This is a genomic window from Pseudobdellovibrio sp. HCB154 (assembly GCF_046267985.1).
Taxonomy (GTDB): Bacteria; Bdellovibrionota; Bdellovibrionia; order Bdellovibrionales; family Bdellovibrionaceae; genus Pseudobdellovibrio.
In genome coordinates, this window is the sequence record NZ_CP176530.1 from 374,706 (window position 1) to 388,927 (window position 14,222).

At 41.7% G+C, this 14,222-nt stretch carries 8 protein-coding genes; all 8 read left to right on the plus strand.

Going from position 1 to position 14,222, the window contains the following annotated elements:
- The first annotated feature begins 183 nt into the window (after window positions 1–183).
- The 8 genes from ACKWCF_RS01980 (at window position 184) to coxB (ending at window position 14,215) form a co-directional block, all read left to right on the plus strand.
- Window positions 184–6,357: a tail fiber domain-containing protein gene (locus ACKWCF_RS01980; protein WP_409479016.1), complete on the plus strand. Its 6,174-nt coding sequence runs from the start codon at window positions 184–186 to the stop codon at window positions 6,355–6,357.
- A gap of 179 nt (window positions 6,358–6,536) precedes the next feature.
- The gene (locus ACKWCF_RS01985; protein ID WP_409479017.1) at window positions 6,537–7,361 is read left to right on the plus strand and encodes a hypothetical protein; all 825 of its coding nucleotides are present in this window, start codon (window positions 6,537–6,539) and stop codon (window positions 7,359–7,361) included.
- A gap of 185 nt (window positions 7,362–7,546) precedes the next feature.
- Complete coding sequence (secA, locus tag ACKWCF_RS01990; protein ID WP_409479018.1) at window positions 7,547–10,204, plus strand: preprotein translocase subunit SecA; 2,658 nt, start codon at window positions 7,547–7,549, stop codon at window positions 10,202–10,204.
- Window positions 10,205–10,219: 15 nt separating this feature from the next.
- Window positions 10,220–11,062, plus strand: a complete 843-nt coding sequence (locus tag ACKWCF_RS01995; protein WP_409479019.1) for a hypothetical protein — start codon at window positions 10,220–10,222, stop codon at window positions 11,060–11,062.
- On the plus strand, window positions 11,049–11,702 hold the full coding sequence (locus ACKWCF_RS02000) for a hypothetical protein (RefSeq protein WP_409479020.1): 654 nt from the start codon (window positions 11,049–11,051) through the stop codon (window positions 11,700–11,702). Before ACKWCF_RS01995 ends, ACKWCF_RS02000 begins: the two co-directional genes overlap by 14 nt.
- A 161-nt stretch (window positions 11,703–11,863) precedes the next feature.
- Window positions 11,864–12,376 carry a c-type cytochrome gene (locus ACKWCF_RS02005; RefSeq protein WP_409479021.1) on the plus strand — a complete coding sequence of 171 codons (513 nt, stop codon included), beginning with the start codon at window positions 11,864–11,866 and terminating at the stop codon, window positions 12,374–12,376.
- A 7-nt stretch (window positions 12,377–12,383) separates the two neighbouring features.
- The gene (locus ACKWCF_RS02010) at window positions 12,384–13,241 is read left to right on the plus strand and encodes an SCO family protein (RefSeq protein ID WP_409479022.1); all 858 of its coding nucleotides are present in this window, start codon (window positions 12,384–12,386) and stop codon (window positions 13,239–13,241) included.
- 2 nt (window positions 13,242–13,243) lie between these two features.
- Entirely contained in the window at window positions 13,244–14,215 is a 972-nt protein-coding gene (coxB, locus tag ACKWCF_RS02015; protein WP_409479023.1) for a cytochrome c oxidase subunit II, read from the plus strand.
- Window positions 14,216–14,222: the final 7 nt, after the last annotated feature.

Consider the following 14,222-nt stretch of genomic DNA (forward strand, 5'->3'; position numbering starts at 1 on the left):
TATGAGAAAATAGGCGGGGTTTCGGGGTTAAAGTCCTGTAAAGCGAGTTTACAAAGTGACGCTTTATTGGAGCTGACGGTGAATTTGTTAAGAACTAGTTTAAGTCGTCTCAGATTGGGTAAAAATCTTAGAAATCGTCAAAAAAAAGCACAATAAATTCGAGAATTTGCCGATAAGTAAAAGGTGAAGGACGTAAGCTGCAATTTCAAAATTGTTTTATTTCTTTTTGCGTTTATTTTTGTAAACGCGATCTCGGTTTTTGCAGGACCATCACGCACAACTTACCAAGCAAAAATCGTAAAACCAGATGGTTACCCTCTTGAAGCTTCAACAGTAAATTTTAAATTTACAATTTTAGATCCAGCCGGAAGTTGCATTTTATATTCAGAAACTTATTCGTCAGTGAATATGGCGGGTACAGGTGGTTTAATTTCGTTTGCACTTGGTTCAGGGGTTAAAACTTATCCAACTTCAGCAACAACAACTTTCGAAGAAGTGTTTTCAAACATCACTCCAAGTTTAACGTGTGATGCGGGTGGCCCTGCGAATTATTCTCCGGCGGCTAGTGATGCTCGTAAAATCGTAATGCAATTTCATGACGGCAACGGTTGGCAGACTCTGCCAGCTATGTCGATTAATGCTGTTCCGTATGCGATGTACGCAAATAGCGCTCAGAATTTAAATGGCAAAACTGACGCCGACTTCGTACAAGTGGCAGCACTTGCAACATGTGGTGTTGGCGAAGCGTTACATTACAATGGTGTGGGTTTTTCTTGTGTAACTCTTCCGGTTCCTGAAGCTGTTTCTGGAGCTGCCGTTGTTTCAGCTCTTGGTTATACACCGGCTAACAGCGCAACTGTGAATGCACTTTCATCGTCATTAAGTTCAACTGATAATAACGTTGCTTCGGTGTCATCGACTGTCGCGTCTGTGTCTTCGACTGTATTTTCGGTTTCTTCGACGGTATCTTCACTTTCAACTTCAGTTTCAAATTTAACATCAACAGTTTCTGGAATTTCAAATACGGTTTCAGGATTATCAGCTTCGATGGCAGCTGTGGTTTCTTCGCAATGGGTCACAAGCGGCACAGCGATTTCTTATTCTTTAGGTAATGTAAATGTATCGGGTGCGATTCGTATCGGTATGGATTCAACATCATGTGCTGCAAGCCTTGCAGGTACGTTACGTTATAATTCAGGAAGCGTTGAATACTGTAACGGAACATCATGGTTACCATTTGGTGTAGCTGGTGCGGGTATTACAAACATCAATGGTTCAACTTCAGGCTCACAAACATTTGCAACTGGCATTACTGGAACAGTATTTAATATTTCATCAGTGAATGGTGTGCACACATTTAATATTCCGTTAGCGGCTTCTTCATCTGTAACAGCTGGTTTATTATCTAATACAGATTATTTAACTTTTACTAATAAATTAAATGCCACATCAGCTGCGGTAATTTCAGCTTTAGGTTATACACCGTTAGATAGTTCTGTCTCTGGAACTTACGCCGTTAAAGCGAATAACTTATCAGATTTAGCATCGGCTACTGTAGCGCGTGCTAATTTAGGTTTAGGAAGTTTAGCTACATTAAATTATTTAGATTTAAGTTCGGCGCAAGCTTCAGGTACTTTATCGGTGGCAAGACTTCCGGCTTTTTCGGGTGATGCTTCATCTGTAGCCGGATCTTCAGTATTAACATTAGCTTCGGTAGGAGCTGGTGTTACAAGTGGTACGCAATACACGAAAGTAACAGTTGATGGCAAAGGGCGCGTGGTAAGTGGTGCACAGTTATCATCATCTGATGTCGTTACAGCTTTAGGTTATACACCAGGTGCTGCGGCTTCAGGTGTGACTTCATTAAATGGTTCAACATCACAAACACAGACTTTTGCAAATGGTAGTTCTGGTAATGCCCCAGCATTTAATACAGCAGCTGGTGTGCACACTTTAAATATTCCGTTAGCTTCAGCAACAGGATCTGTTACAGCGGGTTTAATTTCAAACGCCGATTATGTAAATTTTAGTAATAAAATTACATCGTCTGCTGCCAGTATCGCGCAAGTGTTGGGTTATGTGCCAGCTTCGGCGACGGCTTTAGGTAACTATGCGGTAAGATCTAATAATTTATCTGATTTAGCATCGGCTACTGTAGCGCGTACGAATTTAGGTTTAGGTAGTTTAGCTACACTTAACTTTGTAGATCTAGGAACATCATATGCTTCGGGTACTTTAGCTGCAGCACGCTTACCGGCTTTTTCGGGTGATGCGACATCACCACTGGGTTCTGCAGTATTAACCTTAGCTTCGGTTGGCGCTGGTGTAACAAGTGGTACACAATACACAAAAGTAACAGTTGATGGTAAAGGCCGTGTGGTGAGTGGTGCGCAGTTATCATCATCTGATGTCGTTACAGCTTTAGGTTATACACCAGGTGCTGCGGCTTCAGGTGTGACTTCGTTAAATGGTTCAACATTACAAACACAAACTTTCGCTAATGGTACGTCGGGCAATGCTCCAGCGTTTAACACGGCCGCCGGCGTACATACTTTAAATATTCCGTTAGCGTCTGCAACAGGATCAGTGAGTGCCGGTTTAATTTCAAATGCTGATTATGTAAATTTCAGTAATAAAATTACGTCAAGTGCAGCTTCAATTGCGCAGGTATTAGGTTATGTACCTGCTTCGGCGACCGCTTTGGGTAACTATGCAGTAAGATCTAATAACTTATCTGATTTAGCTTCGGCGACAGTTGCGCGTACGAATTTAGGTTTAGGTTCATTAGCTACATTAAACTTTGTCGACTTAGGCACTTCATATGCTTCGGGTACGTTAGCTGCTGCTAGATTACCAGCTTTTACAGGTGATGTTGTTTCAGTTGCCGGATCAGCGACGTTGACGGTTGATGGTATACAAGGCCGTTCAGTGTTAGCCACAGCGCCGACCAGTGGACAAGTGTTATCATATAATGGATCAGCGTGGGCGCCAGCAGCGGTAACTTCGTCACAGTGGACAACATCGGGAACAACAATCAACTATATGGCCGGGAATGTAGGCATTGGCTCGACAAATCCTACAGCCAGACTTGAAGTCACTGGTGATATTAATACAATTATTAGAGCTACAGGAACAAATTTTGGTAGTTTAGTCGCAAGTGCGAGTGGCGTTCTTACTGTCGCTCAAGCCGATGGAGTCAATGGACAAGGATTGTTTGGAACACAATCATCTCATCCGATGAGCTTGATTACGAATAACGTAAAACGTTTAACAATTGATACTTCTGGCAATGTTGGGATTAGTACACTAACACCAAACGCAAAATTGCACTTAGCTGCAGGAACCACATCAACCGCGCCACTTAAATTAACATCGGGCACATTGTTATCATCGCCAACATCTGGCGCGATTGAATATGATGGTTCACAATTGTATTTTACTGATGGTTCAAACACACGCCGTGCGCTGGCCACAAATTCTGCAGCGGGCTCATTTGATAATACGAATACTATTTCAAATACATCTGGCAATATTACGCTTGCACCAAATAACACAACCGGTTCAGTGATTGTATCAGCCACTACAGCTTCAACAAATTCACAAACTGGAGCCTTAGTGGTTAAGGGTGGACTAGGTGTTGCTGGAAACATTTATGCTTCAGGAACAATTATTACATCTTCAAATATCCAAGGTGCATCGATCACAGCGACAAACGGAATGATTTCTCCGTATATTGCGGGAAGTGTTGCAGCAACAGGTTCATTAACTCTTGATTCAACGACTCATGCGACAAAAGGAAAAATTCTTTTAGCACCAAATGGTGGTAATGTTGGTATTGGTATCGCTAATCCTGACGAACAATTGCATTTAAGCAAGGTTCTAAAATTCACAAATACAATCGGCGTGAATCAATTTCGTGCGCCAACTGCAGATAGTTTTAGAATTTTTTCCCATGACGATGCGGGAACAGGAAACCAGTATGGTACGAGTGATAACAACGCCAAAATTTTTGAAAATGTAGATGGTAATAATCCTACACCAGATGATGGTTTCTTTTTTGTAAATCATGGAACAAGTGGTCCGGTGACGGCGCTCTCGATTCTTGGTAATGGCTATGTTGGTATTGGTAACAGCACACCAACTGCTGCGCTTGAAGTCGGAAAAAATACAGTCAGCAGTTCGTCAGTGCGTTTTGTGCCGAGCACATCACAACAAGGGGCTTTGCGTTTTGCGACAGATAACACAGCGAACTGGATTCAATCTGGTGTTGATTACACAACAGATAGTAAAAAAGACATAAAGTTTTCTTCAATTAACGGAGCTAGCACATGGATGACATTGCAGGCAAGCTCAGGAAATGTAGGTATTGGAACAGCGACTCCGACGCAAAAATTAGATGTGAACGGTGGTGTAAGATCAATTTACGGTGAACCGACAGCTTCAAATACCAACGCTTCAGGTTTTAGTTTTGATGGCGACACAGGTATGTTCGCAGCCGCTGATGGTCGCTTAAATTTTTGGTCTAACAATACACGCACAATGAGTATTTACCAAGCCAATGTAGGTATCGGTACATCAGCGCCAACGCAGGCTTTAGATGTAAGCGGTACTGTTAAAGCTACGGCGTTTATCGGTGATGGTTCTGGTTTAACAAATCTTTCTCCGGCAGATATGACATTCTACAACTACGCGAGTGGTTATGCTGGCGGAGCCGTTTCATTCTCGACACTTTCGCAAGGCCTTTCTGGCTGGCAAGATTATGGTGGAACAGCCATGAACGTAGGAACAGCTCACTGGGCTGGTTTAACAACAAAAAATAGTAATACCGGCGCACAGTTCGCCGTAAATTGGAATACAGGAGCAGGTTCTCCTTCAGGATTTAAGGTGCGCGCCAAAGATGACACTGAAACTGAGTGGACGACTTGGCGTGATGTGGCCTTTGTTGATGCCACAGTCAAAAAATCGGGCGACACAATGACAGGTCCATTAATTTTACCATCAAATGGTTTAGCAGTGGGTACAGATCAGTTAGTGGTGAGTGGCACAAACGTTGGTATCGGTACGGTTAATCCGGACAGTGCTTTTAATGTTGTCGGTACCGGAGGTGGCGATGATGATGTGCACATTGATTCTTACGGTAATACAGCTGAAGGCACAGTAATGTTAAGACGTGCGCGCGGAACAGTTGCGGCGCCAACGACACTTTTAGCAAATGATCGCATGGGCTTTATTGCCTTCCGTGGTCATAACGGAACTTCATTTTTAGATTTATCGCGCATTCAGGCTTCAGCCGAAGCTGACTTAAGTGTGAGTGCTTCTACAAATCTTCAGTTCTATACGACGAATGATGGCTCGATGACAGAAAAAATGCGTATTACCGCTTCAGGTACTGTGGGCGTCGGTACAGCAACGCCTAACGCGGCTTACAGACTTGATGTGCATGGCGATATGTATGTCGGTAACGGCGGAGCGGCTCAAAAAATTCAATTTAAAACAGCCAACACTGACGGTGCGTTTATCAGATTTAACTCAACAGCTGATGCGGCCGGAAGCTCATCATTAGAGATCGGTACAATTGATAACAGTGACGAGCCGATTATTTTTACGCAAACAGCGAATGAAAGAATGCGTATTCACACAAATGGTTATGTTGGTATCGGCACTGCGGCTCCACAAAGTTTACTACATGTGAACGGTTCCGCCTACATTAACTCAATTATTGGCGGCCAATTGAACGGTTCGGGTAATTTCCATATCGATGCATGGAATACTGGAGCTGATCGCAGTGTATACTTAAACTGGAGTTCAGGTACCGGTGGTGCAAAAATTGGTAACGGAAGCGCGGCCTACGGACCGATAGCGGCTTCGGCGTTTAATGTGTCATCGGATAGACGTTTAAAAGAAAATATCAAACCGATTGAAAATCCTTTAGAGAAAATTTTAAAAATCGATGCGGTTACATTTACGTGGAAAGATTCAACCCGTAATAAAATGGAAGGTCAGCGTATTGGTTTAATCGCGCAAAACGTTGAACAAATCTTTCCACAAGCCGTAAAACGCGATCATGGCGAAAACACATTGCCTGGTGGTACAAGACTTGTGAACTATCCTGATTTAGTTTCGCCGATTATCGCTGCGATTAAAGAGTTTTACGCTTTATGGTTGGGTGATTCTAAAGAGCTTCATAAAAAGCTTGAAGAGCAAAAACGTGAAATGGCTTCAATTAAAGAAGAAAAAGCCCAGCAGTCGCAAGAGATCGAAATGCTTAAAAATAAGTCAAATCAGCTTGAAGAGCAGAATAAAGCTCTTAAAGACTATCTTTGTGAAAAAGATCCATCAGCTAAGATCTGTCAGTAAGCTGGTTAGTTTTTTGTGTTTGTAACAATTTTTCACCGTGAGTGACGTTTTTAGTTTTTTTAGAAACGACGCTCTAGCGTGAAAGCATCTTAAAATTAATTTCAGCTAAAAATTTTTTGGCCTCTAATTTGTAAATGTGATTTTCCGACAATCACTTTTTAAAAGTTGTGGGGGGCCACGTGAGACTTTTATTACTAACAGCAATTATTTGTGGATTTCATTCGCTATCTCAGGCGAATGAATTGATCGCTTCGGTTATCGCGAAGCAAGACAATCAATTAGTTTTGATTTCTGAAGTTCAACAGACTTGGGAATTAAATCAGGTTCCTTTCAATTCACTTAAAAATTTACGTATCAAAGGCACTTTTTTAGCCGATCAAAAAGCGATTTTAGTTTTTGATATTAAAGAAATAGTGGTTCCGGCTGATGCCGTAACAGCTGTTGAAACACATGTGATGACGGCACAAGAAAAACTAATCCCAGCTGATGTGGTGACAGAGTTAAACGCTGTTAAAGTTGCGGTTTCGGCTGAAGGTGACCTTATTACGGTAACAGCTAACCCAGAAAAAGCCGCATTAGTGGGCAAATTAAGCCCTATGAATCCAAAAGCGGTGGGTTTGTCGTTATTTTTAAACGCTTCAGGCCAAGTTATCTCTGAAAAAGGCTCTGTGGTGGGCCGTGCCGTTAACGAAGAGGGCGCTGTGGTCGGTTTAGTGACTGATTTAGATAACAAAATTGCGACATTGAGCGGTTCAGGCTCTGAAATCGTGATCACTGGGGAGAAAAAGGAGTTCTTAAGTTCAATCAACGAGCTTGAAACTCTCAACGCACAACAAAAACAAAACCCTGAGTGGGTGCCGGTGACAGATTTAAAAATTTCAAATCTAGGTTCTGTGGTTCAGATTGAGTTTAGAAACAGCACCGAAGATGAATCTTTCAGTTTATTTAAGTTAGTTTCTCCTCTGGTGGTGAACCAAATCAAGGAGAACCAAGCTCAAAATTAAGCCTTTTTAAGTATTGTGGCAGGACTAACATCCTGCCCTGAAAACACAATCATTCCCTGATGGTTTTCGGCCCCCTTAGAGATGGTCTCTTTGGGGGTTATTTTTTTCTTATTTAGCCTAACGTGCCTTGCCAACTTTGCGAGTTGTTACCATACTTAATTGGTTACTCTTAATAAAGGTTAGTCATGGTACAAAAGATATTAGCAAAACTGTTCGGCACGCATCACGATCGCGAGATGAAAAAGATCCAACCTATCGTTGATAAAATCAACTCGTTGGAAGAATCCATCAAAAAACTTTCTGATGATCAATTAAAACACAAAACCGTAGAATTCAGAGAACGTTTAGCAAAAGGCGAAACTGTTTTTGATATTTTGCCAGAGGCGTTTGCGGTTTGCCGTGAAGCTTCGATCCGTACTTTAGGTATGCGCCACTACGATGTTCAAATGATCGGTGGTGTGGTTCTAAATCGCGGTGGTATTGCCGAAATGAGAACCGGTGAAGGTAAAACCCTAGTGGCCACACTTCCTGTTTACTTAAATGGTCTTACTGGTAAAGGCTGCCACGTTGTATCGGTGAATGATTACTTAGTTAAACGTGACTGTGAAGAAATGGGCCGTTTATATAACTGGCTAGGTCTTACAACAGGTGTGATCGTGCACGGTATGACAGATGAGCAACGTCGTGCCGCTTACAATGCTGATATCACTTACTGTACGAACAATGAAATTGGTTTCGATTATCTTCGCGATAACATGAAATTTGATTTAGCTGATTACGTTCAACGTAAACCGCATTTTGCCATCGTGGATGAGTGCGACTCGATTTTAATCGATGAAGCACGTACACCACTTATTATCTCAGGCCCAGCTGAGGCTTCGACTGACAAATACTACGTGATTGATAAAATTATTCCTTTTTTGAAAAAAGACACTCACTTCACGATCGAAGAGAAATCAAAATCAGCTTCGTTAACTGAAGAGGGTAATCAAGAAGTCGAAAAATTATTAAAATTAGATAATTTATATGATCCACAAAATATCGAAATTCTTCACCACGTAAACCAAGCTTTACGCGCGCATCACTTATACCGTTTAGATGTTGAATACATGATTAAAGACGGCGAAATCGTGATCGTCGATGAATTTACGGGTCGTTTAATGCCAGGCCGTCGTTGGTCTGATGGTTTACACCAAGCGATCGAAGCGAAAGAAAAAGTTGAAGTAAAAAATGAAAATCAAACTTTAGCGACAATCACTTTCCAAAATTACTTCCGTATGTACGATAAATTATCGGGCATGACGGGTACAGCTGATACAGAAGCGGTTGAGTTCAGAAAAATCTATAACTTAGGTGTTACAGTTATTCCTACGAACAAACCAATTCAACGTATGGATAAAGAAGATATCGTTTTCAAAACTGAAAACGCGAAGTACAAAGCCATCGTAAACGATATTCGCGAACGTCACGCTAAAGGCCAACCGGTTCTAGTGGGAACGGCTTCGATCGAAAAATCAGAAGCGATTTCTAGATTCTTAAAAAATGAAGGCATCCGCCATGACGTTTTAAATGCGAAACACCATGAGCGTGAAGCTGAAATCATTGCCTTAGCTGGTCGTAAAGGGGCTATCACAATTGCCACAAACATGGCCGGTCGTGGTACCGATATCCGTTTAGGTGGTAACCCAGAAGTTCTAGCTAAAAAAGCTGTGGGTAACGATGATACACCAGAGTACACAGATGCTTTACAACGTTACAAAGCGCAAGTGGATGCTGAAAAACAAGAAGTATTGCATGCCGGTGGTTTATATATCGTAGGTACTGAGCGCCATGAATCACGCCGTATTGATAACCAATTGCGTGGTCGTTCTGGTCGTCAAGGTGACCCAGGTGAATCAATGTTCTACCTTTCACTTGAAGATAATTTAATGCGTATCTTTAACGGTGAACGTATTCAAAAAATCATGACAATGCTTAACATTCCTGAAGATGAACCAATCGTTCATAAGATGGTGACAAACGCAATCGAAGGCGCACAAAGAAAAGTGGAAGGCCACAACTTTGATATTCGTAAGCACTTACTTGATTATGATGATGTGATGAACCAACAAAGACATGCGATCTACTCTTTACGCCGTCAAATCCTAGAAGGAAAAGACATCGAGCGTACGCTGTTAGATTATATGGGTGATGTGGTTTCAAACATTTTAGATAGCTTTATTCCAGCGACAGCTAAACCCCACGAAATGAATTTCGAAGGTTTAAATAACGCTTTAATGCAGCAGTTCGGTTTCCGCGTAAATGCAGAAGGCAAAAACTCGCAAGCTGTTGAAGCTGAAATCACAGAAAATATTAAAAAAATCTATGATATGCAGAAAAAATCAATGGGTCCGTTCTTTGAACAGATCTCTAAAATGATTTTATTAAATGCGATCGACCAAAAATGGAAAGAGCATTTATACACGATCGATAAAGTAAAAGAAGGTATCAACCTTCGTGCTTACGGCCAAAAAGATCCATTGATCGAATACAAAAAAGAAGCTTTCAAAGCTTTTGAAAACTTAAATCACATTATCAAAACTGAAACGATTGAAAAAGTTATGCGTGTTCAGTTGGTGGGTGAAGGTTTAGAAGAAGCGATGCAAAGAATGCGTCCTGAAGATCAAGATATGGAAGAGTTAAATTACTCTTCTCCGGATGAAAACGCCGCTTTTCAACCGACAAACATGAACGCGGGTATGGAAGCCGTATCAGACGCGCCTCAAAAGCGTAAGATCGTAACGGGTCCTCCACGTAATGATGACCGCCCTATGAACCGCGCGGATCGTAGAAAGAAAAAATAGCGGTGGGTTTTTAGTATGCAATGTCCAAGCTGTCATAAGGAAGTTGACGTTAAGGATAAAGATGTTGGGGCACTTTTTACGTGCCCTCAATGTCGAAGCGTTTACTTTATTAATTTTGATGGCACTCCCGAATATGGTGAAGTTGAGCAGCCTTCTGTTGAAGAGCTAAAAAAACTGCAAAACGCTGCCGTTCCTGAGAAAAAAAAGAAGAAAAAAAAGAAAAAAGACGACGACGAAGAGTTGGATCAGCACGAAGTTGAAGCGGCAGAGCCCCAGCAACCTGTGGCGTTTGAACTGGAAGTTCCTCCAGTAGATATTCCACAGACCGAAACGCCTGCGTTTGAAATCCAACCGATGGAAAACTTCGCGCAGCCGACAGAGACTTTTTCTTTAGAGCCGGCGCCGCAAGAGACATTTCAAATAGCTTCAGAAGAGCCGCCGATTGAGGCTCTTCCGACCGAAACACCATCGATTGAGAATTTTTCTTACGAAGCGACGAATGAAATGCCGCCTGCAAACGAAAATCAATTTCAATCTCAAGAAGCGCCAGCAAGTATGCCACAAGATTTTAGTTCGATTGCCTCTGAAATTGAAAGTTTCGGCAATCAACAAACTGCAGTTGCGGGAATCAGTTATGATTTAGAAATCACCGGCCTTGATACGAAAGAATCACAGGAATTATTGCGCGAAGCGATTGATGATTCGCGTTTTGGGTGGCATCCGGATGATGTTGCACGCGAAATTCGCCGTGGTTCTTGTACTTTTAAAAACTTAACGCCAGTGCAGGCATTTGTGCTTGCGCGCAGAATTCAATTTATCGATATCGAAATGAAGTGGAAGCAGAATGTTTTGGCGTAAAATATTAACCGCAATTGCTGTCGCTGCTTTTTCGGTTCAATTTGTAACCGCCGAAGAACATGCGGCTCCACCGGCTGGTGGCCAGAGTGAAAAACCTGCTGAGGCTGGGAAAAAAGACCCTAAAGACGCGGGCTATTCAGGTGTGCAAAGCGATGAATGGGCTAAGGCGCAAAAAGACGTACAAACCGCAAAGATTAAATACGAAAACGATAAAAAAGCGGTTGATGATTTAAAACACGCGGCTGAACTGCAAGAGAATCTTTCTAAAGAATCGTTAGCCAAAATTAATGAAGCCACAAAAACCATGAAGGCTTCGGAAGCTAATTACTTACGCTTACTTAATCAGTATGACATGCGCTTTCCTGAAAAAGGCTTAGATGTTGGGCGCAAGTACGAACGTCCAGATGCTGAACGTGATGGCATTGAAACTGTGGAGGAAAAGCCACAAGGTGTTGAAGCAAAGCTCAGACGCTTAAACCGCAATATCAAACGTCAGTACTTAACAACCGAAGATGCAAATTCTGCGAGCGGTTCAGTGAAGAAAAAGCAGCCAAAAAAACAAAGTTCTGGTGAATCTGAAGAAACATTGCCACAAACTCAGCCTGGCGATGTGACGGGTACGATCAAAATCGAAAAATAATTTGCACGAAAAATCGAAATATATTTTGCCTAAGGTGTTAGCAAAACGACTATCAATTCGCTTTCAATCTTTAAATTGATCACGCTATCTATTTACTATATAAGTATTTAATATCCCTAAAAAAGATAAGACCTCACATCGTGAAAAGGAGTCGCCTTTCTATGTCACAAAAAGATTATCACAACAGTGGTGGATTACTCGCATTACTAGGATCTTTAGTATTTGTTTTCGTATTCTTCATTTACATCGTTTACGTAAATAAAGGCGTTGATTTAGCTGAAAACGTTACTGAGCCAGCCAAACCAGGCGAAGTCCAATTTGATTTAGCATCTGTTAAAGAACCATGGATTGCCAACGAACAAGTTCTTGCAGCTGGTGCGAAACTTTACAAAGCAAACTGCGCTGTTTGCCACGGAGCTAAAGGTGATCTAGTTGGTGGTATTCCAAATGCACGTAACTTAGTTGAAGGTCAATGGACACAAGGTGGCGGCATGATCTCTCATTACAAAGTTTTACAAAACGGTATTGCGGGAACTCAAATGGTTTCTTTCAAAGCGACTCTTAAGCCATTCGAGCGCTGGGCTGTTGTTCAATTTATCGATTCAATCACTAAAAATAAACCAGCTAATGAAAAAGCTGAAGACGTAGCGGCTTTCGCAGCAACGGCTGACTAATCAATACATGAAAAAAACGTTCCTTGTTTTCTTATTATTAGGTTTAAATTCTTGGGCTAACAGCGGTGCTGTTCTTGCGCCTCAAGGAGCTATGTCTACTTATACAGGAAAACAAGAAGCAGCCAATTCAGCTGAAGTTCCCGCGGAACTTAAAGGCGTTGGTATTAAAGAGCACTTAGGTGAATCAATTGATTTAAACCTACAGGTGCGTGATGAATCTGGCCAGTTAAGAACTTTAGGTTCTTATTTTAAATCTCACAAACCGGTGATGTTAAGCCCGGTTTATTTTAACTGCCCAGGTCTTTGTAATTTTCACTTCAACGGTGTTGTTGAAACTCTTCAAAAAGTAGACTGGAACCCAGGCGATAAATTTGAAGTGATCGCATTTTCTTTCGACTCAAAAGAAAATTCAGAATTAGCTTTAGCGAAAAAAGCAAACTACATGAAAATGTACAATCGCGCGGGAACTGAAAATGGTTTCCACTTTTTAACAGCTGATGAAGTAACAATTAAAAAATTAACAGATGCTTTGGGCTTCGAATTTCGTTGGAATGCCCAAGCCAATGAATGGTCGCACGCTTCGGCTGCGATCGTGATTACTCCAGACGGAAAAATTTCTAGATATTTACACGGTATTGCGTTCGAACCAAAAGATATGAAGCTGGCTTTAAATGAAGCTTCAAATGGTAAGATCGGTAATATCATCGATTCAGTTGTTTTATTTTGTTTCAAATATGATGAACATCAATCCAAGTACGGACTGCAAGTGTTCCGCGTAGTGCAACTCGCGGGAGCATTTATGGTTCTGATCTTGGCTCTTTGGTTAACACCAGTGTTAATCAGAGCTGGAAGGGAGAAAGTGTAGCCATGATGTGGTTATTGAGTCTAATTAACAGGGCGAATGCTCAGACATTCATGCCCACCGAGGGTTCGAAGATCGCGACAAGCGTTGATAATCTGTATGGATTTTTAATTGCTGCCAGCTTTATTTCGTGCGCGATTTTAATCGGTGGTATGATTTACTTCGCGTTGAAGTACAAACGTAAGTCAGATAACGATAAAACGGCTTACATTACTCACGACACGCGTTTAGAAGTTATTTGGTCAGTGATTCCATTGATCATCTTCTTAGTTGTGTTTGCTTGGGGATGGATTATCTACCACGACATGCGCAAAATGCCTGAGAACGCTTTAGAGATTCATGTGACTGGCCGTCAATGGTCTTGGATGACTGAATACAAAAACGGTGTGAAATCACCGGATATCGTAGTTCCAGTTGGCCGCGACGTGAAAATCGTTTTAGCTTCTGAAGATGTTATCCACTCTTTATATATTCCTTCTTTCCGTGTGAAACAGGATGCTGTACCAGGCCGTTACACAGCTTTATGGTTCCATGCAGATAAAATGGGTGAATTCCACGTATTCTGTACAGAATTCTGCGGAACTTCTCACTCGGGCATGATCACGAAAATGAAAGTGGTATCTCAAGAAGATTTCGACAAATGGTTAATCGAAGAATCTGAAGTTTCAGCTCTTCCTATCGCTCAACGTGGCGCTAAGATTTTCCAAACTCGCGCTTGTGCTTCTTGCCACAACGTTGAAGGCGACGCCGTTAAAATCGGTCCAAGCTTAGCTCAATCTTTCGGTAAAACTCATAACTTTGAAGATGGTTCGACAGCGCAAGTTGATGAAAACTACTTACGTGAATCAATCTTAAACTCGAACGCGAAAATCGTAAAAGGTTTCGGTCCACGTTCAGCAATGCCGGCTTTCCAAGGCCAGTTATCTGAAGCTGAAGTGACAGCGTTAATCGAGTACATCAAAACTTTAAGTAAATAGGCAGGGG

Bases quoted from the DNA above. Each gene is read 5' to 3' on its own strand.
- secA (WP_409479018.1), top strand. From the start codon at position 7,547: ATGGTACAAAAGATATTAGCAAAACTGTTCGGCACGCATCACGATCGC.
- ACKWCF_RS01995 (WP_409479019.1), top strand. From the start codon at position 10,220: ATGCAATGTCCAAGCTGTCATAAGGAAGTTGACGTTAAGGATAAAGAT.
- ACKWCF_RS02000 (WP_409479020.1), top strand. From the start codon at position 11,049: ATGTTTTGGCGTAAAATATTAACCGCAATTGCTGTCGCTGCTTTTTCG.
- ACKWCF_RS02005 (WP_409479021.1), top strand. From the start codon at position 11,864: ATGTCACAAAAAGATTATCACAACAGTGGTGGATTACTCGCATTACTA.
- ACKWCF_RS02010 (WP_409479022.1), top strand. From the start codon at position 12,384: ATGAAAAAAACGTTCCTTGTTTTCTTATTATTAGGTTTAAATTCTTGG.
- coxB (WP_409479023.1), top strand. From the start codon at position 13,244: ATGATGTGGTTATTGAGTCTAATTAACAGGGCGAATGCTCAGACATTC.